This is a genomic window from Sulfitobacter sp. CB2047 (assembly GCF_000735125.2).
In the GTDB taxonomy this organism is placed as follows: domain Bacteria; phylum Pseudomonadota; class Alphaproteobacteria; order Rhodobacterales; family Rhodobacteraceae; genus Sulfitobacter; species Sulfitobacter pontiacus.
In genome coordinates this window covers 1,271,947-1,293,171 of the sequence record NZ_CP072613.1, presented here as the reverse complement: position 1 = coordinate 1,293,171, position 21,225 = coordinate 1,271,947, and the positions used below count along the sequence as shown (strand labels likewise).

The 21,225-nt window shown below is 61.9% G+C and carries 22 protein-coding genes and 1 tRNA gene; 8 read left to right on the top strand and 15 right to left on the bottom strand.

The window, feature by feature from the left end:
- Positions 1-146: 146 nt before the first annotated feature.
- Positions 147-1,181 carry an RluA family pseudouridine synthase gene (locus IV89_RS06485; protein WP_037944607.1) on the bottom strand — a complete coding sequence of 345 codons (1,035 nt, stop codon included), beginning with the start codon at positions 1,179-1,181 and terminating at the stop codon, positions 147-149.
- Here IV89_RS06485 and IV89_RS06480 point away from each other — a divergent pair.
- On the top strand, positions 1,180-1,464 hold the full coding sequence (locus IV89_RS06480; protein ID WP_037944608.1) for a DUF6476 family protein: 285 nt from the start codon (positions 1,180-1,182) through the stop codon (positions 1,462-1,464). The genes IV89_RS06485 and IV89_RS06480 overlap by 2 nt on opposite strands.
- Before the next feature lie 91 nt (positions 1,465-1,555).
- Here the strand turns inward: IV89_RS06480 and IV89_RS06475 are convergent.
- Positions 1,556-1,632: transfer RNA gene (locus tag IV89_RS06475), tRNA-His, on the bottom strand.
- A 148-nt stretch (positions 1,633-1,780) separates the two neighbouring features.
- On the opposite strand from IV89_RS06475, the gene IV89_RS06470 reads away from it, so the two are divergent.
- A complete protein-coding gene (locus IV89_RS06470; protein ID WP_005849205.1) occupies positions 1,781-1,981 on the top strand; it encodes a DUF6324 family protein in 201 nt (66 codons plus the stop codon).
- A gap of 91 nt (positions 1,982-2,072) precedes the next feature.
- Here the strand turns inward: IV89_RS06470 and IV89_RS06465 are convergent, their stop codons facing one another.
- The gene (locus IV89_RS06465; protein WP_009825034.1) at positions 2,073-2,540 is read right to left on the bottom strand and encodes an MmcB family DNA repair protein; all 468 of its coding nucleotides are present in this window, start codon (positions 2,538-2,540) and stop codon (positions 2,073-2,075) included.
- A gap of 93 nt (positions 2,541-2,633) precedes the next feature.
- Here IV89_RS06465 and IV89_RS06460 point away from each other — a divergent pair, with 93 nt between their 5' ends.
- Both IV89_RS06460 and IV89_RS06455 read left to right on the top strand, forming a co-directional pair.
- Positions 2,634-3,962: a hypothetical protein gene (locus IV89_RS06460; RefSeq protein WP_037944609.1), complete on the top strand. Its 1,329-nt coding sequence runs from the start codon at positions 2,634-2,636 to the stop codon at positions 3,960-3,962.
- On the top strand, positions 3,959-4,726 hold the full coding sequence (locus tag IV89_RS06455) for a hypothetical protein (RefSeq protein ID WP_037944610.1): 768 nt from the start codon (positions 3,959-3,961) through the stop codon (positions 4,724-4,726). The genes IV89_RS06460 and IV89_RS06455 overlap by 4 nt, the downstream gene beginning before the upstream one ends.
- Positions 4,727-5,003: 277 nt before the next feature.
- On the opposite strand, the gene nusB is transcribed toward IV89_RS06455, so the two are convergent.
- From nusB to IV89_RS06430, 5 genes are all read right to left on the bottom strand, one after another.
- Complete coding sequence (gene nusB / locus IV89_RS06450; protein ID WP_005849213.1) at positions 5,004-5,483, bottom strand: transcription antitermination factor NusB; 480 nt, start codon at positions 5,481-5,483, stop codon at positions 5,004-5,006.
- Positions 5,480-6,028, bottom strand: coding sequence for a 6,7-dimethyl-8-ribityllumazine synthase (locus tag IV89_RS06445; protein ID WP_037944611.1), 549 nt, complete (start codon positions 6,026-6,028; stop codon positions 5,480-5,482). Before IV89_RS06445 ends, nusB begins: the two co-directional genes overlap by 4 nt.
- A 5-nt stretch (positions 6,029-6,033) precedes the next feature.
- Positions 6,034-7,158 (bottom strand): 3,4-dihydroxy-2-butanone-4-phosphate synthase, encoded by a 1,125-nt coding sequence (ribB, locus tag IV89_RS06440; RefSeq protein ID WP_037944612.1) that lies wholly within the window; start codon positions 7,156-7,158, stop codon positions 6,034-6,036.
- 136 nt (positions 7,159-7,294) lie between these two features.
- Positions 7,295-7,864, bottom strand: coding sequence for a hypothetical protein (locus IV89_RS06435; protein WP_037944613.1), 570 nt, complete (start codon positions 7,862-7,864; stop codon positions 7,295-7,297).
- On the bottom strand, positions 7,861-8,448 hold the full coding sequence (locus IV89_RS06430; protein ID WP_037944614.1) for a riboflavin synthase: 588 nt from the start codon (positions 8,446-8,448) through the stop codon (positions 7,861-7,863). The genes IV89_RS06435 and IV89_RS06430 overlap by 4 nt, the downstream gene beginning before the upstream one ends.
- A 135-nt stretch (positions 8,449-8,583) precedes the next feature.
- Here IV89_RS06430 and IV89_RS06425 point away from each other — a divergent pair, with 135 nt between their 5' ends.
- From IV89_RS06425 to IV89_RS06415, 3 genes are all read left to right on the top strand, one after another.
- The gene (locus IV89_RS06425) at positions 8,584-9,876 is read left to right on the top strand and encodes a capsular biosynthesis protein (RefSeq protein ID WP_037944615.1); all 1,293 of its coding nucleotides are present in this window, start codon (positions 8,584-8,586) and stop codon (positions 9,874-9,876) included.
- Positions 9,877-10,043: 167 nt separating this feature from the next.
- Complete coding sequence (locus IV89_RS06420; RefSeq protein WP_005849224.1) at positions 10,044-11,129, top strand: polysaccharide biosynthesis/export family protein; 1,086 nt, start codon at positions 10,044-10,046, stop codon at positions 11,127-11,129.
- Positions 11,130-11,138: 9 nt separating this feature from the next.
- Complete coding sequence (locus IV89_RS06415; RefSeq protein WP_037944616.1) at positions 11,139-13,175, top strand: capsular polysaccharide biosynthesis protein; 2,037 nt, start codon at positions 11,139-11,141, stop codon at positions 13,173-13,175.
- A gap of 81 nt (positions 13,176-13,256) precedes the next feature.
- Here the strand turns inward: IV89_RS06415 and ribD are convergent, their stop codons facing one another.
- Both ribD and nrdR read right to left on the bottom strand, forming a co-directional pair.
- A complete protein-coding gene (gene ribD / locus IV89_RS06410) occupies positions 13,257-14,360 on the bottom strand; it encodes a bifunctional diaminohydroxyphosphoribosylaminopyrimidine deaminase/5-amino-6-(5-phosphoribosylamino)uracil reductase RibD (RefSeq protein WP_037944617.1) in 1,104 nt (367 codons plus the stop codon).
- 2 nt (positions 14,361-14,362) lie between these two features.
- Entirely contained in the window at positions 14,363-14,830 is a 468-nt protein-coding gene (gene nrdR, locus IV89_RS06405) for a transcriptional regulator NrdR (protein WP_005849229.1), read from the bottom strand.
- 193 nt (positions 14,831-15,023) lie between these two features.
- Here nrdR and IV89_RS06400 point away from each other — a divergent pair, with 193 nt between their 5' ends.
- Positions 15,024-15,695 (top strand): SDR family oxidoreductase, encoded by a 672-nt coding sequence (locus tag IV89_RS06400; RefSeq protein WP_037944618.1) that lies wholly within the window; start codon positions 15,024-15,026, stop codon positions 15,693-15,695.
- Between the two features lie 2 nt (positions 15,696-15,697).
- On the opposite strand, the gene IV89_RS06395 is transcribed toward IV89_RS06400, so the two are convergent.
- The 5 genes from IV89_RS06395 to dnaG all read right to left on the bottom strand — a co-directional run bounded on the left by IV89_RS06395 (position 15,698) and on the right by dnaG (position 21,204).
- Positions 15,698-16,111 carry a secondary thiamine-phosphate synthase enzyme YjbQ gene (locus tag IV89_RS06395; protein ID WP_037944619.1) on the bottom strand — a complete coding sequence of 138 codons (414 nt, stop codon included), beginning with the start codon at positions 16,109-16,111 and terminating at the stop codon, positions 15,698-15,700.
- Between the two features lie 34 nt (positions 16,112-16,145).
- Positions 16,146-16,544: a hypothetical protein gene (locus IV89_RS06390; RefSeq protein WP_037944620.1), complete on the bottom strand. Its 399-nt coding sequence runs from the start codon at positions 16,542-16,544 to the stop codon at positions 16,146-16,148.
- A gap of 17 nt (positions 16,545-16,561) precedes the next feature.
- Entirely contained in the window at positions 16,562-16,972 is a 411-nt protein-coding gene (locus IV89_RS06385) for a hypothetical protein (protein ID WP_037944621.1), read from the bottom strand.
- A 141-nt stretch (positions 16,973-17,113) separates the two neighbouring features.
- The gene (gene rpoD, locus IV89_RS06380; protein WP_005849238.1) at positions 17,114-19,096 is read right to left on the bottom strand and encodes an RNA polymerase sigma factor RpoD; all 1,983 of its coding nucleotides are present in this window, start codon (positions 19,094-19,096) and stop codon (positions 17,114-17,116) included.
- A gap of 134 nt (positions 19,097-19,230) precedes the next feature.
- Positions 19,231-21,204 (bottom strand): DNA primase, encoded by a 1,974-nt coding sequence (dnaG, locus tag IV89_RS06375; RefSeq protein ID WP_009825049.1) that lies wholly within the window; start codon positions 21,202-21,204, stop codon positions 19,231-19,233.
- Positions 21,205-21,225: the final 21 nt, after the last annotated feature.

Below are 21,225 nucleotides of genomic sequence, written 5' to 3'. Positions count from 1 at the left end.
TCCGGGGCCCATGTTATTTGGATTAACATAGATATGGAGAGGGCCCCGCTCCGTTTCAAGTGTCCAGCCTAACGCATGGGACGGTGAATTGGGCCCAATAATCCTTAAAAAACCGTTTTACTACAGGTCGATCACACAACTGTGCACTAGGCCAGGTCGTAGCCCACGGCCTCGAGCAGCTCGGTCATGTCACCGGGCAGCGGCGCTTCGAAGCGAACGTAGTCGCCCGTGACCGGATGGTCGAACCCCAATACCGCCGCATGCAGGGCCTGGCGCGGAAAGCTGCGCACCGCTTCGGCGGCGGCGTCCGAGACCGCGCCCTTTGCGAGCTTGCGTTTGCCACCGTAGGTCGGATCGCCCACCAATGCGTGACCGGCATGGGCCATATGCACCCTGATCTGATGGGTACGGCCGGTTTCAAGCCAGCATTCCATCAGCGCCAGAACCTCTGGATTGCCAAGCCGCGCAACGGTGCGCGCACGGGTCACAGCGTGGCGGCCGCCCTGAAAGAACACGGCCTGACGCTGGCGGTCGGTACGGTGACGCGCCAGCTGCGTGGTGAGCTTGAGGATATTGCCCGGCTCGAAGCTGGCCCCCTTCACCCCCCGCAGGCGCGGATCGTTGGCATCCGGCACGCCGTAGACCAAGGCCTGATAATAGCGTTCAACGGTGTGTTTCTCGAACTGTTTGGCCAGCCCGTGGTGGGCTGCGTCAGACTTGGCGACAACCAGCAGACCCGAGGTATCCTTGTCGATCCGGTGCACGATGCCCGGACGTTTCATGCCGCCCACCCCCGACAGGTCATCGCCGCAATGGGCCAGCAGCGCATTGACCAACGTCCCCGACGGGCTGCCCGGCGCAGGGTGAACCACCATGCCTGCGGGCTTGTTGATCACGATCAGATCCGCGTCTTCAAAGACGACCTCCAACGGGATTTCCTCGGCGAGGATATGACTGTCCTCGGCCTCTTCCACATCGACGGTGATCTGCTGCCCCGCTTCGGCGCGACTGCGCGGATCGGTTACCACTGCCCCGTCGACACGCACGGCCCCTTGTTCCAGCAAACGCCCCAGCCGTGTGCGCGACAGGTTCGCATCCTCTGGCACATCGCGCGCAAGCGCCTTATCAAGGCGAGGTGGCGGGCTGTCCGCGATGGTAAACGTAATTTGACGGTGCGACATGACTGATCCTTCCGAGCCCCCGAACATCAAATTCCTGCGGCGGCTGGTGACGGTGCTGACCGCCACAATGATTTTCGGCCTTCTAGTCGTGATCGGGCTACTTGTCATCCGCTTCTCGAACAAGAGCCCCGATTTACCGGCCTCTATCACCCTGCCCGACGGCGAAAAAGCGGTGACCTTCACCCAAGGCCCCGACTGGTATGCTGTGGTGACACAGGAAGATGTGATTCTGATCTTTGACCGGATGACAGGCGAGCTGCGGCAGCGCGTTACGATCGAGTAACGCGCGCAGCCTATGCGCCACAGTGCCGAGGCAATGCGCACAAATACATCACGCCCATCAGACATGTGGTCTTTTTTTTTGGGGGGGGGAGTGGTACCACCTCCTGGTCTCGAACCAGGGACCTCCTGATCCACAATCAGGCGCTCTAACCAACTGAGCTAAGGCGGCACTGCGGTCGATCTAGCGTTCATGAAAAAGGAATGCAAGCACATATCCGTCGCAAACTTCGATTTGTCCTGTCGCAGGTGAGAATGGCAAAACTTGCCATTTCCAGCGCCGCAGGGTACGGGACCTGACACAGTTTCGGAGAAACCTCATGGGCATCGACACAGAACGCGACATTGAAGCCAACCTGCAAATCGGGCCAACCGATAAGGGCATGGTCCGGCTGTTCATCGAAGCGGAAGGCGGGATCGAGATCCCGATGGATTTCACCACGGATGAAGCCGTTGAAATCGCGGAAGAGATTATGGCCGCAGCCCATCGTGCGGGCAAAGCTGGCAAGAACAAGCGATAAAGCACGTTGCCCGGTCGGGATGGGGGCCAGCCCCCGCCGCGCCTTTGCGCGGCACCCCCGGGATATTTTCCATTTGGAATATTGATGTACCCTAGCCCCACTGCGGCATGGCATGCGGGTCGCGCAACATATGCAGCCTGCGCGCGGCATGGGTGGCAAAGAGATGGGTCATCTTTTTGCGGCGCGCGGCAGCCAGTCGGGTTTCCGGTCCCATGCGCACGAGCTCTGCCCCGTAGCTGTCGCCGATAAACAGGCCGGTGTCCTCGGGCAGCAGGTCGACGTCGAAATCCGCATCCACCGCCCAAAAGAACCTGTCGGCCCATTCGAGGTACCCGTCCCACTTGCTGTCGGACATGAAATCGGCGCGGCTGGATTTGCATTCGACGATCCAGATCTCCCCCTTGGGGCCAAGCGCCATCACATCCACCCGCAGGCCGCGCGTGGGCACCAACTCTTCCACGCTCGCGAAACCGAGTGCGGCAAGCTGGCGGGTCACACCACGGGCAATCAACTGTCCGGGTTGCAAGGTCGGGGCGGTCATCAGGTCGGTCTGGGTCATGGGAGCAATATGAACAATTCATGAACATCAGGCAAGCGCTTGGTAATCCGCAGCGCGCAACCTATCTAGTTCAAAAGAAAACAGGGTGGGCATATGGCGCGCGACGGCGAAAACTCGACACATCAACAGCGCGGCATCCGCTATGCGCGCGAACTCGAAGGGCATCTGGGCTGGCTCGATACGTTTTCGGGCACAGCGCTTGGGGTGCTGGCGGTGGCGTCGGGCATCTACACCTATCTTGGGGTGTCGTCCTTGCTGGATGACAACGGGGCGATGTCGGCCTTTGCCGCGATCGCCTATTCCGCTGCTGTTTCCGTGGGCATCTTTGTGTTCTGGTCCTATATGCTGCGCCTGTTTCCGGCGGTGCGCAGCGCCCGTGCGCGGGTCGGGCTGTTGGGGGCCATGTCGCTGGGAAGCGTCGCGATCATCGCCATGTCGAGCTGGCTGAACGCCGCCGCCCTTGCCGGATCCGCTGCGGTGGAACAGCATCTGGCCGAGACCGTGCAGGATTACCAAGGCTCACTGGAGCGCGCGCATGAGATCACCCTTTCCGCCCAAGGGCTGGAGCGGGACGTTGCCCGTGTTCGTCAAAGCTTCGAGGATCTGAGCGAACAGGAGGCCACGGGCGGGCTGTCGGGCTTGGCGGGGCGTGGTGCCGTGTTCCGCGTGCTGCGTCAGAAATCGGCAGAGCTGTCGGGGCTGGAGGCGCAGATCGCCACCCAGACCCCGCTGGTCAATGACGCCTTTGTCGAGGGCAACCAGATCCTTAGCCGGATGCGCGCGCTGACGGTCGAACCAGGTCCGGTGGAAGCGCGATCGGTCGAATTTTCCGAACAGGCCGTACGGCTTGCCGGGTTGATCACGCGCTTGCGGCAACTGTCAGTCGCCCCGCTGGTCGAACGCGCCGCGCAGGATCTGTCGGCCTCGGTCGTGCTGCCAGAACTGGATGGCAGCAGTGTCGAGGTGCGGGGCAATCAGGCCTCGACCATCAGTGCCGTGCTTGAGGTTCTGGCCCAACGTGCCGCCACACTGGAGCGTGCGGCCCAAGACGTGCTGGCCATGGCCCCGCCAACAGAGACGACCTACACCCCGATTTCCAGCGCCGACGCGGTGATCAAATACGCGCGCAACTTCGTGCCCTCCTGGGCCGGCGCGATTGCCATTGATCTGTTGCCCGCCGTGCTGGTCTTCATTCTCGCCATCACCCAAGGGGCGATCCGCGAAGGTCGCGAGGGCAGCGCGATCGAGGAAACACTCACCCTTGCCGAACTGCGGGCCGCGGTGCTGGCAATGCGTGACATGGATGCGGCGATGAAGGGCACATCTGTTGATGAGGACGCGCGTGAAGACCGCGATGAAAGCGCGCCCCATGATATCGTGACCGAGAATCCTGCCCTTAGCACGCCTTCGAAAACCACATGAAACTGCGACGTGATCCCTCCAAACGCCCTCCCGTGGCACGGGTTCTGGGCGGCGTTCTGATCTTTCAGCTGGGATTGGCGGGGCTGCTTTTTTGGGGTGATCTGGACGAGGGGCTGCGCCTGCCCGGCTTTGGCCCGCGTGCCCCGGGGCTGACCGAACCCACGCGACCCGGCGACCAGACCCGCCGGTTTCAACCCGACCGCGCCCGCCCCGGCGGCCGTCCCATGCCGGACACGCCCCTGCCCGAACGGCTGACCCTGACCGTGATCGAAGGCGGCGCGCGCGTGCTGCTGGAAGGGGGCATTATGGCGGGTGATGCCGAACGCATCGAGAAACAGATCTCCGCACTTGATCCCCAACCCGAGGGCGTGATCCTGAATTCGCCTGGTGGGTCGGTCAGCGACGCGCTGCGTCTGGGGCGGTATCTGCGGGATGCTGAGCTCACGACCGCCTTGCGCAGTGGCGATATCTGCTATTCCGCCTGCCCCTATCTATTGGCCGCAGGCACCAGCCGCGACGTGCCGGAGGATGCCTCTGTCGGGGTGCACCAGCATTTTTTCGGTGAAAGCACCCTGCTTCCCGCCTTTGTCGCGGTGGAGGACATCCAGCGCGGCCAAGGCGAGGTCATGACCTATCTGGATCAGATGGGCATTGACCCGCTGGTCATGCAGCACGCGCTGGTCACGCCGCCCGATGAAATCTATCTGCTGCTGCCCGAAGAGCTGACCCGCTACCGCTTTGTCGAAAACACCGAGCCAAGCTAGAATACCCCTTGTCGCAGGCTATGGTCGCGCCTACTTAACGGGGGTGACGGGTTCTGCCCTGTTTGTAAAAGTTACATTCCAGTGGCCTTAAGCAAATCCGAGGGAGCTGGCTCTGTTCGAGCCCTGGTTCGTTTATCTGGCGCCCACCTGTACATACAGGTCCTCGGGAATATAGAACAGAACGGCAGCGGTGGTCCCGTCACACTTTCCCGAAAATATCAGGTTTTTCGCTGGTCTGTCGCTGTCGGCCAAAGACGATGAGCTGAGCCTGTCCGGCTCAGAACTCTTCCGGACGGGCTTCGCGGGCCATATGATCCAGAACGGCGTTCACGAACTTCGGCTCGTCGCCCCCCTCAAAGAAGGCACGGGCCACGTCGACATATTCGTTGATCACGACCCGCGGCGGCGTTTCCTGCGCGCGCAGCTCGGCACCCGCGGCGCGGAACAAGGCACGCAAAGTAGGGTCGATCCGCGCGATGGCCCATTTAGCCACCAGCGCACGGTCGGTCATCTGGTCAATCGCCGCCTGATAGTTCACCGCCGTCTCAAGCAGGTCTGCAAAATGCCGGATGTCACCATCGATCATTTCCTGACCGTCGTAACTGGCGCCAAAGCGGTGCTCAAGGAACTCCTTGCGCACGGTGTCAAAGCTTTGCGAGGAATGCTCCATCTGGAACAGGGCCTGCACGGCATAAAGCCGCGAAGCTGATTTCATCTTGCGTTTTTGATTGCCCGAAAGGCCGGCGGAGGATGTCATGCTGTCTTGGGTCCGTCATTGTCGCCCGCCATCAGATATTCATCCGAGCGCGGCTTGAAACCGATGTCTTTGCGAATGTCGCCCCACTTACGGCTCAGCGCGATCAGATGCAAGGCCGCAGCTGCCGCACCGCCGCCCTTGTTTTGCCCCTCCGGATCGGCACGCACGGCGGCCTGTTCGTGGTTCTCGACGGTCAGGATGCCGTTGCCGATACAGACGCCCTGCAACCCCATCAACTGCAAGGCGCGGCTGCTGTCATTGCACACGGTCTCGTAATGGGTCGTCTCGCCGCGGATGACACAGCCAAGTGCTACGTAGCCGTCAAAATTGCTCTTGCGGTCAGAGATGCCGATGGCGGTCGGGATTTCCAGCGCGCCGGGCATTTCTACCACGTCCCATTCAGCCCCGGCGGCCTCGAGCTCTGCCTTGGCGCCTTTCAGCAAGCCCTCGGCGATGTCCGAGTAATAGGGCGAAATGACGATCAGAACCTTAACCGGCGTGTCAAAGCGCGGTGTGGTCAGCGTCGTATGATTTCCAGCAGCCATTGCATTTACTCCTGCGTGATGGGGCGCGTGCCCACGATGCTAAGGTCATAGGCGTCCAGCCCCAGATAGCGCGTATCGGGGTTATCCGTCAGCAAGATCAGCTTGTGCAACCCGAGGCTCGCCATGATCTGCGACCCAAGGCCGGTGCGTTTGACGGTACGGGGGCGATCATCCTCTTCGTCCTCGAAACGCAACCGCGGGTCGGGATCGCGGAACAACAGCACCGCGCCACGGCCTTCGTCCGCGATGATCTGCATCGCGCGTGGCAATTCGTCGGCGGGGCTTGGCCCGAGGCCGAGGATATCCTCAAGCGCGTTGATCGCATGGGTGCGAACCAGAACCGGAGCCTCTGTGGTAATATCGCCCTTGGACAGGACCACATGATCGGTGCCGCTGATCTCGTCGGTGAAAATCTGCATCTTCCAGTCGCCCCCATAGGCAGAGGTTACGGTGCGGCTGTCGCGCTCCACCAGCAGATTGTCATGCTTGTGGCGATAGGCGATCAGATCGCTGATCGTGCCGATCTTCATGTCGTGCTGCTGACAGAAGGCAACCAGATCCGGCAGACGGGCCATGGTCCCGTCTGCCTTCATGATCTCGCAGATCACACCGGACGGATGCAGCCCCGCAAGACGCGAGATATCGACGGCAGCCTCGGTGTGGCCCGCGCGGACCAAGACACCGCCATCGCGTGCGCGCAGCGGAAACACATGCCCCGGCGTGGCGATATCCACCGCGCCTTTATCCTCGTCGATGGCGACCTTGACGGTCAGCGCACGGTCGGCGGCGGAAATACCGGTGGTCACCCCCTCGCGTGCTTCGATCGATACGGTAAAGGCTGTTTCATGGCGGGCAGAGTTATTCACCGCCATCATCGGCAGACCCAGCGTGTTGACCCGTTCCTCGGTCATCGGCAGACAGATCAGCCCGCGCCCGTGGGTGGCCATAAAATTGATCGCATCCGCATCCGCAAATTGCGCAGGGATTACCAGATCGCCTTCGTTCTCGCGGTCTTCGTGGTCGACCAGCACGAACATGCGACCCTGCCGGGCCTCTTCGATGATCTCTTCGATGGGCGCGATGGCATCCGCCAATTCAGCCTCGACCGGTCCGGGCGTTTCAAATTGCATGGGGTCACCTCACTCTTTGCTGCTCTGGCACATACCCCACCCCACGCGCCTTTGCCAGAGCAGGGCCGCCCCCCTCCCTGCTTCATTTTGCCAAATAAACTCAATTCCGCACCGTCATCCCGCGCGACGATCCGCGTTAAGCGCCGAAATAGCGCGCGGCCTCCACATAGCCCGCCGCCTTGCTTGCAGTGGCCCAGTCCCGTTCCAATCCGGTGTCGCCGATGATCAGCACCTGATCGCCGACCAGTTTGCGCCCTTGAACCAACTGCCCCAGATGATCGCGCATCGCGCTCCAGCTGTCGGTGAACTTGGGGGCCTCGGCCACGTGATCCAGCGCGGGATTCGCCTGTGCCACACTGTCGGGCCGCAGCGGACGATGTACCAGCGCCAGCTTTTGGGCGCGCTGCACCTTGTCCAGCACCTCGGCCTCGCGCAGGGGGATATGCGGTGCCCCCGCACGGACCACCCGCAGCGCATTGGACGAGAACAGCAGCGCTAGAATATCGCGCCCCGTGGCCTGACGGATCGCGGCATAGGCCTTGTAGTCCAACCCCAGCTCGCGGGCGCGCGCCACGCGCATCTTGACCACCATCAGCGGGATCGCTGAAGGCATCGCCGCCTCGCGTGCCTTTTGCCACTGAAAAGCGCGCCACTTCTGGCCGCGCTCAAGGCTGGGGCCCTGATTATGTCCGATCCCCGCGATCATGACATTTCTGCCAGCCGCGCAACATAGCGGGCCAATGTGTCGATCTCCAGGTTGATCCGGTCCCCGACAGCGACATCACCCCATGTGGTCACCTCTTTGGTGTGAGGGATAAAGTTGATGCCGAAGTCGCAGCCGTCGACCTCGTTCACGGTCAGCGAGGTGCCGTTCAGCGCGACAGAGCCTTTGGGGGCAATGAAACGCGCCAGATCCTCGGGCGCGCGCAGGGTCACGCGGGTGCTGTCGCCCTCGTCGCGCAGCGCCACCACCTCGGCCACGCCATCGACATGGCCCGACACGATATGCCCGCCCAATTCGTCCCCGACCTTCAGCGCGCGTTCAAGGTTCAGACGGCGTCCGACCTCCCATGCGCCAAGGTTGGTCTTGTCCACGGTCTCGGCGCTGATCTGCACCTCGTACCAATCGGCCCCCAGATCCACCACGGTCAGGCACACGCCATCACTGGCGATAGACGCCCCCATGTCGATGCCGCTGGTATCATAGCCCGTTTCGATCCGCGCGCGCAGGTCGCCTTGCTGTTCAAGCTTGGTGATCTTTCCGATGTCCGTGATAATGCCTGTAAACATGCGCCTGCCTCTTCTATACTGGTCGCTACCGAAGTAGACCTCTGCCCGCAGCATGACAAGTCCACAGACACGCCACATTTTCGCCGGTATCCGGTGTTTGTCTGCCCGATGACCAAGATAAACCGAAAGTAACCGATGAACGCCGCAGCACCCCGTGAACGGGTCTTCCTTTTCCTGCAAGGGCCGCATGGCCCCTTCTTCAACCGTCTGGGCAAGATGCTTCGTCTGGCGGGGGCGCAGGTTTGGCGTGTGGGGTTCAACGCAGGCGATCGGGCCTTCTGGTTCCACCCGCGCAGCTATATCCCGTTTCGCGGAACAGCTGACACGTGGAAAGACACCTTTGTTGCGCTGCTCGCCGACAAGGATGTCACAGATATCGTGCTTTATGGCGACACCCGCCCGATCCACGCCCAAGCCGTGGCCGAGGCCAAGGCCCGCGGCCTGACCGTGCATGTCTTTGAAGAAGGCTACATGCGCCCCTATTGGGTCACCTATGAACGCGGCGGGTCCAACGGCAATTCACGGCTGATGGACATGTCCATCGAACAGATGCAGGCCGCACTGGCCAATTCGGATATGGAGGCCCCCCTCCCCCCCGGTCATTGGGGTGATATGCGCCAGCATGTGTTTTATGGCGCGCTCTATCACTGGTTTGTGCTCTTCCGGAACGGCGACTACCGCAACTTCCGCCCGCATCGGAGCTTGCCGGTGACCAAGGAGTTCAAGCTGTACCTCAAGCGGCTGCTGCTGATGCCCGCGCTGGCGCTGGACCGGCTGATCGCAACGCTGCGTATCCGGCTCGGCGGCTTCCCCTACCATCTGGCGCTGCTGCAACTAGAGCACGACAGCTCGTTCCAGGAACACTCCCCCTTCGAGACGATGACCGATTTCCTGACCGTGGTGCTGGAAGGCTTCGCCAAGGGCGCGCCGCGCCACCATCATCTTGTTGTGAAGGCCCATCCGTTGGAAGACGGCCGCGCACCTCTGCGCCGCGTGGTCAAACAGGTGGCGCGAGAGCTGGGTGTCGCGGACCGGGTGCATTTCGTGCGCGGCGGCAAGCTGGCGCAGCTGCTCAACGATGCCCGCACGGCCGTTACCGTGAACTCCACCGCCGGTCAGCAGGTGCTGTGGCGCGGAATTCCGCTCAAGGTGTTTGGCAGCGCCGTCTATGCGAAACCCGAATTCGTCTCGGACCAGCCGCTGGCGCAATTCTTTGCCGCCGCCTCGCGCCCCGATAACAAGGCCTACAAGGACTATCGCCGGTATTTGCTGGAAACTTCGCAGGTACCGGGCGGATTTTATGCGGCACGCGCGCGCACGCAGTTGATGCGGCAAGTGGTCGATATGATGCTTGCCCCCGAAGACCCGTACGACGCGCTAGAGCTGGGAACCGCGGCACCAAGGCAACAGTTGCGGGCCGTCACCTGAGCGTTTTTCGCCCAGACAGTAGCTTTTCGATCCAATCTGCGCTAAGCCGATGATAATTACGCCGAAAAAATCGGCGAATTCGAGGCAGAACAAGAACAGGTCGAGGAGACCGGGCAGTGAAATCCGTACCCTTCCGGTGGGCGCGTCCCATCGCATTACTTGCGGCTATGGCCGTGGTATCTTCATGTGGCCTTCCGCAGGTTGGCCCGAACAAACGTCAGATCTTTGCCGGATCGGTCCAGAAAGAAGGCGACGCATTTGTTGTCGCCGTCAACGACCGTGTGACCCGCGCCACCGCCGTCGCCCCCGCGCTTGGCTTTAGCCCGGGGTTCATCAACGCCGGTCAGCTTGGGTCGGATACGATCAACCCCGGTGATACGCTGGGGCTGACGATCTGGGAAAACGTCGATGATGGCTTGCTGGCCGCCCAAGGGGCCAACGCCACCGTGCTGGAAGAAGTGCAGGTCGACGGATCGGGGTTCATCTTTGTGCCCTACGCGGGCCGGATCAAGGCCGCTGGCAATTCCCCCGAAGCGATCCGCCGCATCATCACCAACAAACTGTCCGAACAAACGCCGGACCCGCAGGTTCAGGTGCGCCGTCTGGCCGGTGACGGGGCGACCGTGTCGCTTGTCGGCTCTGTCGGTGCGCAGGGCGTCTATGCGATTGAACGCCCGACACGCACGCTTGCCACCATGCTGGCGCGGGCCGGTGGTGTGACCATCACCCCCCAGATCGCGCAGGTCACCGTGCTGCGTGGCAATCAGCGGGGCAAAATCTGGCTTGAAGATCTTTACAGCCACCCAGAGCTCGACATCGCCCTGCGCGGCGGGGATCGCATCCTGATCGAGGAAGACACACGGTCCTTTGTGGCCCTTGGGGCCACCGGCGCGCAGCAGAAAGTCCCGTTCGAGACCAAGAACCTGTCGGCGCTTGAAGGCATTGCACAGGTCGGCGGCCTGAACGCGGGCACCGCTGACCCGACAGGTGTTTTCGTCTTCCGCAACGAACCCGAAGCGGTCGTGGCACAGGTTCTGGGCCGCAATGACCTGCAAGGCGCACAGCGCATGGTCTATGTGCTTGATCTGACCAAACCCAACGGCATGTTCATGGCGCGCGATTTCGTGATCCGCGATGGCGATACGCTCTACGTCACCGAAGCCCCCTTCACCCAGTGGAGCAAGGTCATCTCCTCGATCACGGGGTCGGCCAGCTCGGTCAACAACCTGTCGTCGCTCGCGTCGAGCAACTGATCTGGACCGATGGCTTTAGGGCCTGAAATATACGACACACCCGCCGCCGGTTCCCCACGGGACCGGCGGCTTTTTGTGTTTAACGGCGGCTTTGTCACCAACCGACGGGTGCGGCGCATCTTGCAGCTGTCGGGCTATAGCCTGCATCTGGGAATGCCGCGCGACGGGGATGCCATCGCTGTCTGGGGCAATGCTGGCACCGCGCATCGTGGGCTGGCCGTCGCATCCAAAAAAGGGCTGCCCGTTGTCCGCGTCGAAGACGCGATGCTGCGGTCGCTGTTTCCCGGTCGCGCAGGCGAGCCGCCGCTGGGGCTGCTGGTCGATCACAAGGGGCTGCATTTCGACCCGGCACAGCCCTCCGAGCTTGAGGACATCCTGACCAGCCACCCGCTGGATGACACGGCTTTGCTGGACCGTGCGCGCGGTGCCATCCAGCGCATCACCGAGGCGCATCTGACCAAATACAGCGGGTTCGACACCGCGCACCCCGCACCGGATCCCGGCTATGTGCTGGTGATCGACCAGACCTTGGGTGATGCGTCGGTCGCGGCCTCGGACGCGGACCGGTCGCGGTTCCTTGAGATGCTGGTCTTTGCCCAGCAAGAGAACCCCGGCGCGCGGATCATCATCAAGACCCATCCGGAAACCGCAAAGGGCTATCGCAGCGGTCATTTCGGGCCTCAGGACGCCAACGACCGCATCACCCTGCTGACCGCCCCCATCAGCCCCTGGACCCTGTTTGAAGGGGCCGTACGTGTCTATACCGTGTCGTCACAAATGGGGTTCGAAGCGATCTTTGCAGGCCACAAGCCTCGGGTCTTCGGGCAGCCCTTCTATGCGGGCTGGGGCCTGACCGAAGACGAATTCCCCGTGCAGCGGCGGCAACGTGTGCTAACCCGTGCGCAGCTTTTTGCGGGGGCGATGATCCTTTATACAAAATGGTACGATCCGCACCGTGACTGCCTGTGTGATCTGGAAACCGCGATAGAGGCGATGGCCGCGCAGACCCGGGCCTGGCGCGAAGACCACCGGGGCTGGGTCGCCTCTGACATGCGCCTGTGGAAACGTCAGCCCTTACAGCGTTTCTTTGGCCGCTGGTCGCCGGTGACCTACCAGAATGATCCAAAGGCCGCCCGCGCCACAGGCAAGCCCTGGATGGTCTGGGCCTCGAAAGCGACACAGGCCCATGCCGGTGCCCTGCGGGTCGAGGACGGTTTCCTGCGCTCGCGCGGATTGGGGGCCGATCTGGTGCCGCCCCTGTCGCTGGTCTGCGATGATCTGGGTATCTACTATGACCCGCGCAGCCCCAGCCGGTTGGAACAGCTGATCACGTCACGCGCCAAAATGCGCCCCGACCAGTCGCACCGCGCGGCACGGTTGATTGCGGCTCTGCGCGACGCGGGGCTGAGCAAGTATAACCTTGGCGGCGGTGGCGATCTGTGCGCCCTGCCCGCCGGACGGCGCATTCTGGTACCGGGTCAGGTGGAGGACGACGCCTCCATCCGTGCGGGCACCGATGCGGTATCCACCAATCTGGCGCTGCTACACGCCGCGCGCGCCGCGCATCCCGACGCCGTGATCCTGTACAAGCCCCATCCCGATGTAGAGGCCGGGCTGCGCCTTGGCGCGATTGACGCAGGCGGGCTGGCGGACCGCGTGCTGACCGATGCCGACCCCATCGCCCTGCTGGCGCATGTGGATGAGGTTTGGACCATGACATCGCTGCTGGGGTTCGAGGCCCTGCTGCGCGGCGTCAAGGTCGTCACCTTAGGTGCCCCCTTCTACGCCGGCTGGGGGCTGACCGAAGACCGCGGCGATATCCCGGCGCGGCGAAGGGCAGAGGTGAGCATCGAAGGTTTGGCGCATGCCGCCCTGATCGATTATCCGCGCTACTTTGATCCGCGCAGCGGTACCGCCTGCCCGGTCGAGGTCGTGGTAGAGCGGTTGGCCTCGGGTGATCTGCCGCGGCGCGGGGTGGCGAACCGGGTGCTGGCGAAGCTGCAGGGCGTGTTTGCCACACAGGCGCATTTGTGGCGGCGGCGATAGCACAGCGGGGCCAGCCCATGTGCAGATCAGAGGCGGGGGCCAGCCCCCGTGCCCCCGGGATTTTAAGCCATTTGGAAGGGGTTAGGCCGGCGTGTTGCTGCGGTGCCAGATGTGGAGGAGGTCGGGGCCGATGCGCGAAGTTTCGGCCAGGGTGAAGCGCGGGGCCTGTGCCAGACGTGGAAGCTGCAGCGGCGCGATGGCGGGCAAGCCGTCCGCGCCAAGGGCCAGACCCGCCGTAAACCCGACGAGTTGATCCACGAGATCCGCCTTTAGCAGCGTCGCAGCCAGTCCGCCGCCCCCCTCGCAGAAGATGCGTGTCAGACCGTGGCGTCCAAGCTGCTGGAGCATGTCATCGGCGTCGATCTGGCCCATCTTTGGTGCGCAAGAGATGAGCGTCGCGCCAAGGCTTTCCCAGGTCTCGATCAGCTCTGCCGGGGCCTTGGGGCCGTGGCAAAGGATCAGGGGGATGTCATTGGCGGTTCTGGCGAGCGTGCCATTCAGCGGGATGTCCAGCCCGTTCGACACAACAATCCGTGTCGGCTGGCGCGTGGTGCCAAGGTCGCGCACAGTCAGGCTAGGGTCATCCTGCCGCGCCGTGCCACCGCCCACCATGACCGCGTCATGGCGGCTGCGCATGGCATGAACCACGCGGCGGGCGGGCGGAGCAGTGATCCATTGGCTTTCGCCCGACGCGGTGGCAATGCGACCGTCAAAGCTGCTCGCGAGCTTGAGCGTCACCATCGGGCGGCCTTCGTCGACACGCAGGAAAAAGCCCAGATGATCCGCGCGGGCTTCATCTTCGAGCACGCCCACGTCAACGATAATGCCCGCCGCACGGAGGATCGCAATGCCCTTGCCGCTGACGCGTGGATCGCTGTCGGTGCAGGCGATCACCACGCGCGCAGGCTTGGCGGCGACAAGCGCATCAGCACAGGGCGGCGTCTTGCCGGTATGGGCGCAGGGTTCGAGGGTGACATAGACCGTCGCCCCCTGTGCCGCCGGCCCTGCCTGACGCAGCGCTTGGGGTTCCGCATGGGGCCTGCCGCCCGGCTGGGTCCAGCCACGCCCGACAATGCGGCCTTTTTGCACGATGACGCAGCCCACGGCGGGATTGGGCCAGACAGCCCCCTGCCCGCGCCGGCCCAGCGACAAGGCCAGCGCCATAAAGCGCGCGTCGTCAGACATACTTATTCGTCCGCAGGGGTATCGGGCCGCAGTTCCTGCACGAATTTATCGAAATCATCTGCTGCCTGAAAGTTCTTGTAGACGCTGGCAAAGCGGACGTAGGCGACGGTGTCGATGCGGGCCAGTGCCTCCATCACGATCTCGCCGATCTGTTTCGATCCGACATCGGTTTCGCCCATGCTTTCCAAACGGCGCACGATGCCGCTGATCATCTGATCGATCCGTTCGGGATCAATCGGGCGTTTCTGCATCGAGATCCGGATGGAGCGTTCCAGCTTGTCACGGTCGAAATCCTCGCGCTTGCCCGAGGTTTTGACGACAACCAGATCGCGCAATTGCACCCGTTCGTAGGTGGTAAACCGGCCCCCGCAGGCGGGACAGAAACGACGGCGGCGGATCGAAACGTGATCCTCGGCCGGGCGGCTGTCTTTAACTTGGGTGTCGATATTTCCGCAAAACGGGCAGCGCATAGCCGGTCCCCTTATCTTAAACCTGCTCAATAGGGGGTGAAACACCCCCATTCCCCAAAACTATAGGACCAACGCGAGGTTTTGGGTAGGGGCGAAATGCCCATCTATATGTTGTAGCGGGGAAAACTGCCCTGAACTTTGCCTGATACCATGCGTTGTCCCTGCAAGACGACTGATCTGAAAGGAATTGACTATGACCAAGACGCTTTTCATCACCGGAGCCTCAAGCGGGATCGGCGCAGCCACCGCCCGCGCTGCGGCCAAGGCCGGCTGGAACGTCGGGCTTTTCGCCCGCAGCGAAGACAAGCTGAAAGATCTCGCGCGCGAGATCGGGGATCAGGCGCTGGTGCTGACCGGGGACGCCACGCAATACGACGATCAGGAACAGGCCATGAGCCGTCTTGCCCAGAAGTTCGGGCAAATCGATGCTGTCTTTGCCAATGCAGGACGGGGGACATCGCCGGGCGGAACCGAAAAGGGTGACCCGGACGACTGGAAATCGATGATCGATCTGAACGTGATGGGCGCGCTCTATACGGCCCATGCCGCGATGCCATATCTGCGCAAGACCACGGGGCAGTATGTTGTGACCGGTTCCGCCGCAGGACGCCGCCACATCAAAGGGTCGATCTACGGCGCGACCAAGTTCTTTATCCACGGCTTTGCGGGCAACCTCGCCGACGAAATGGCGGAATGGGGTGGGCGCTGTATGGTTGTCTCTCCCGGGATGGTGGACACGGCGTTCTTTGACGAAGCCAAGCCCGACAAGCTGAAACCGGAAGACGTGGCATCGGCCGTGATGCACGCGCTAGAGGCACCGGCCCACGCAGCCGTGCGCGAGATCTACTTGATGCCGGTGGATTGAGTTCAGGCGAAATGCACCGCGATGCGTCTGCTATGGGGCGCGTCGCGGTGTTCGAACAGATAAATGCCTTGCCATGTGCCTAACACCATGCGGCCTGCAACCACGGGGATGCTGAGCGTAACGGGCAGCACTGCCGCCTTGATATGCGCGGGCATGTCATCTGGCCCTTCCAGCGTATGCCGGAGGTAGGACATTGAGGGGTCATCCGCAGGCGGCACCAGACGCGAGAAATAGGCCAGCAGATCGCGTTGCACATCCGGGTCCGCGTTTTCCTGAATAAGCAGCGAGGCAGAGGTATGGCGCAGAAACAGTGTCACCAACCCGTCAGAGCGTTGCCCTGACAGCGCCTGTTGCACCTGATCCGTCACCTCGTAGAGCCCCTGCCCGCCGGTCTTGACCGTAAACTCGCTATTCATTCCGCCCGCCTTGTGCTGATGGGTCAGGCTAGCCTCAACGCCCGGGCGATTGCAAACCACCGCAGAGCGTGATCCCATGGCTGATGGTCATGGCCGACCCGGCCTTGGTCAAGGATCCGCCTAGGATCACGACGGGCGACGGGGTCAGCCCCGCGGGATCCAGCGTGAAGGTGACACCACCATCGCCGCCAAAACCACGCGCGCGCGGCTCGCTTACATAAAGCTTTTGACTGTCCTGCGCGCCCATTTCGCGCAGCGCATAATCCGCCGCGGCACACCAATGCCCGCGCGCACCAAAGCCGGTGCTGCCGCTGATATGCACGCCGCCCTCGGTCGGTGTGAAAGTCAGACGGTCATTCGGCACATAGGCCTGTGCGAAGGCTGGGGTCGTTGCCAATGTGGCCAGTACGAAAGCGGTGGTCAGGGTTTTCATTGTGGTATTCCTAGTTTTCAAAAGTCTTTAAGTTCAAGGATGTAGTCCTTGCAGAACTGGATGGCGTGACCCATGGGCAGGGCCTGACCCGCGTTGCGCACCGATACCGAATAGGATTTGAACGCAGGCTCCGACAGCTCTGCATCATTTAGGGTAAAGACGACGCCCATGCGCCCTACCCCGCTGATAGATGGCCCGCGCGGCGACTTGACGTAGATCTCAGCGGCGCTTGGCGTGCCCAGCCTTTCCTCGGCAAATTCGGCGGCGGCACACCACATGCCCCTGGCCCCTTCGCCATGATCCTCGATCACTTCGAAGGATGCGCCCGACAGCGGGATGACCTGCAGCTCGTTTACCGCGGTAAAGGATTGCGCAAACGCGGCGAGCGGGGCGGCAGAGAGAATGGCGGCAAGGGCAAGGCGTTTCATGGCGGCTCCTGTTTGGTGCGTGGTTCACAGATAGGCTGCGCGGCGGGATTTTAAATTCACAGCTTCGAGATCGTCGCTTCAGCGCATGAAAAAAGGCGGGTGCCTGAACACCCGCCTTTCAAAACACTCGCGATCAAGCGCTTACTGATCGAGGAACGACCGCAGCTTGCGCGACCGGCTTGGGTGCTTGAGCTTGCGCAGCGCCTTCGCCTCGATCTGACGGATACGTTCGCGGGTCACGCTGAACTGCTGTCCGACTTCTTCCAACGTGTGGTCGGTGTTCATGCCGATGCCGAAGCGCATCCGCAGCACCCGTTCCTCGCGCGGGGTGAGGCTGGCCAGAACCCGTGTCGTGGTCTCCTTGAGGTTTTCCTGAATGGCACTGTCGAGCGGCAGCACGGCATTCTTATCCTCGATGAAATCACCAAGCTGGCTGTCTTCCTCGTCGCCAATAGGCGTTTCAAGAGAGATCGGCTCTTTGGCGATCTTCATCACCTTGCGCACTTTTTCAAGCGGCATCTGCAGTTTCTCGGCCAGTTCCTCCGGCGTCGGCTCGCGGCCAATCTCGTGCAGCATCTGGCGGCCGGTCCGAACCAGCTTGTTGATTGTCTCGATCATATGCACCGGAATACGGATGGTGCGCGCTTGGTCGGCGATCGAACGGGTGATCGCCTGACGGATCCACCATGTCGCATAGGTCGAGAATTTATAGCCGCGACGGTATTCGAACTTGTCGACGGCCTTCATCAGGCCGATGTTCCCTTCCTGAATAAGATCAAGGAACTGCAAGCCACGGTTGGTGTATTTCTTGGCGATCGAGATCACGAGACGCAAGTTCGCCTCGACCATTTCTTTCTTGGCCTGACGGGCCTCTTTCTCGCCCTTCTGAACCTGCTGCACGATGCGGCGGAATTCAGAGATATCAAGACCGACGTATTGACCCACCTGCGCCATATCAGCCCGCAGCTCGTCCACCTTGTCAGAGGACCGTTCGATGAACATCTGCCAACCGCGACCGGATTTCTCGGCCATCCGCTCCATCCAGTTGGGGTCCAGCTCGTAGCCGCGATAGGCGTCGACGAATTCCTTGCGGTTGATGCGCGCCTGGTCGGCAAGCTTCACCATCGCAGAGTCGATCTGCATGATGCGGCGATTGATGCCGTAAAGCTGGTCGATCAGCGCTTCGATACGGTTGTTATGCAGGTGCAGGTCGTTGACCAAAGCCACGATCTCGGAGCGGACGCGCTGGTACTCTTCCTCATCGGTCTTCGAAAAGGTGCCGTCCTCGTTCAGGGTGGCCGAAATCCGGCTGTCCTGGATTTGGCTCAACTTGACGTAGTCATCGGCAATGATGTCGAGCGCTTCCAGCACTTGCGGCTTCAGCGCGGCTTCCATTGCGGCCAGCGACATGTTGGCCTGTTCGTCATCATCCTCGTCGTCGTCATCGTTCGAGATCGGGTTGCCGTCGGCGTCCACTTCGCTTGTGCTTTCGGCGGGCTTTGTCTCGGTGCCCGCGGTTGGCACGACCGGAGTCGTTTCCTCTTCGTCGCCCATCTGGGTGCCGAATGTCGCCTCGAGGTCGATGACATCGCGCAGCAAAATGTCTTCGGACAAAAGTTCGTCGCGCCAGATCGTGATCGCCTGGAAGGTCAGCGGGCTTTCACACAGCCCCGCGATCATCGTGTTGCGCCCTGCCTCGATCCGCTTGGCGATGGCAATCTCGCCCTCGCGGCTCAGCAGTTCAACCGATCCCATCTCGCGCAGATACATGCGAACGGGGTCATCCGTGCGGTCCAGCTTTTCGGACGTGCCAGAGGACAGCGCCACATCACGGTTGCTTTCCGTGGTCGCAATTTCTGTCCCGCCCTTGGCGTCTTCTTCTTCGGCTTCTTCGTCTTCGATCACGTTGATGCCCATTTCGGACAGCATCGACATCACATCCTCGATCTGCTCCGAGCTGACTTGGTCAGGGGGCAGAACGGTGTTCAGCTGATCGTAGGTGATATAGCCCTTTTCACGGGCTTCGCCGATCATCTTTTTGACGGCGGCTTGGCTCATATCAAGCGAATGGCCGGCATCCTGGTCGTCAGACTTCGCGTCTTCGTTGGTGTCTTTGGCGGCCATGAAATTTCCTCCAGCGAATGGGTGCGAATCACGTGACGTGATTCGGTTGTTCGAATCATGCGGGGTTCTGGGTGATTCTTAAACCCGTTACCCTGTATTTTGTTAAACATCCCGGCGAAAAAGCCACGCCGGGTTCATTTTTTGTCTTTCGCATCACCCTTCAGGATCGACCCCAGCAATGCGTCAAAAGCGCTGCGTTCGTCCCGGCTGATGTGGGCACCGTTCTCGGCAATGTCGTATTCTGCGGTATCTTCCTGCCCGCTGCGCTGTGCGCGATCAGCGTTGCGTGCCGCTTCGCCCAACCGCCATGTCAGCCCTTCATCCGCGGTGCCGGTCAGATCTTCGACCGCATCGGCAATCTCTTCGTCCAGCCCGCGCACGGCTTCCAGCTTGCCCAGTTCTTCGGCGACAGTCATGCGCGTCTTTTCCAGGTTGCCAGGGCTTCGGATGCAGGGCGTGATGGCTACGTGGCGCTGCGACAGCATGTTTTCAAGGGTGTACTCCCCCACCGCGTCATAAATCTTTTCGCGCAACACCGCCGGATCGTGATGTACATGGCGCAACATCAAATCGCGGATACGCCCGTGATCAGGATCCTGACAGCGCATCGCGGCCAGCCCGTTCTCGAACTCTTCTACAAGCTGCGGACAGCCCAGCAGGGCCATCAGGATCACCGCCTCGCGCAGATGCTCCGTCGCTCCCAGCCCGGCTGCGGTCACCAGAATAGAGGATTTCGCACTAGGGGATGGCCCCTGCGGCGCGGGGGCCCATTTGCCCCCACCGGAGGCGCGCGCGACGGGGCTAAAATCTCTCTTGGCCTTTTGCGGACGGAAGAGCTGCCAGCGCAGATCCTTGATTTCCTGGCCATAATGGCTGCGGATCGACGGGTCTTTGATCATCATGATCTTTTCGCGCAGCGCCTTGTCCAACCCTGCCTTACGCTCGGGGCTGTCGAAAACGCGACCGTCGGTCTCGCGCTGCCAGAGCAGACGCACCATCGGCATCGCGTTATCCAGTAACTTTTGCAACGCTGGTGCCCCGTGCGCGCGGAGCAGATCATCCGGATCCTGACCGTCAGGCATCACGGCAAAACGCAAGGATTGCCCCGCCTCAAGCAGCGGCAGCGCCAGATCGATCAAGCGCATGGCCGCACGTTGACCCGCCGCATCCCCGTCCAGCGTGATGATCGGCTCGGGCGAGATGCGCCACAACATCTGCAACTGGCTCTCGGTGATCGCCGTACCCAAGGGGGCCACCGCCGCGCCGAAACCGGCCTGCACCAATGCAATCACATCCATATAGCCTTCGGCCACGATCAACGGCTTGCCCTGCCCTGCCGCTGTCCGCGCGTCGCGCACATTGTAGAGGCTGCGGCCTTTGTCAAAAAGCTCCGTCTCTGGGGAGTTCAGATATTTGGCGTTGTCATTCGGGTCCATTGCCCGCCCGCCAAAGGCAATCGCCCGCCCCCGCGCATCCCGGATCGGATACATGATCCGGCCCCGGAAAGTATCATAAGGCCGCCCGCCCTTGGACGAAGGCTTGGCCAGCCCCGCCCCAAGGATCAACGCATCCTCGACGTTCTTGGCCTTGAGGTGATCCCAAAGCCCTTGCCACTGGTCCGGCGCGAACCCGATTTCCCATTGCTCCAAGGCCTGCGGCGTCAGCCCGCGCCCGGCAAGATAGTCGCGCGCGGCCCCTGCCGCAGCGGTGCGCAGCTGCAGCCGGAAATACTGCACCGCCAGTTCCATCACCTCGGCCAGTTGCGTGCGCTTATCCGCCTTCTCCTGCGCGCGCGGGTCTTGTTTGGGCATGGGCATCCCAGCCTCACGCGCCAGAATCTCTACCGCTTCCATAAAGCTGACATTCTCGGTCTCGCGCACGAAAGAGATCGCGTCCCCCTTGGCGTGGCACCCGAAGCAATAATAGAATCCCTTGCGGTCATCGACATGGAAGCTGGCGGATTTTTCCTGGTGGAACGGGCACGGAGCCCACATATCGCCCTTGCCCTGATTGGACTTGCGCGGATCCCACATCACTTTGCGCCCCACCACCTGTGACAGGCTGGCACGGCTGCGCAGTTCATCCAAAAATCCAGGGGGCAGGCTCATACTGTTTTATATTGGGTCGGC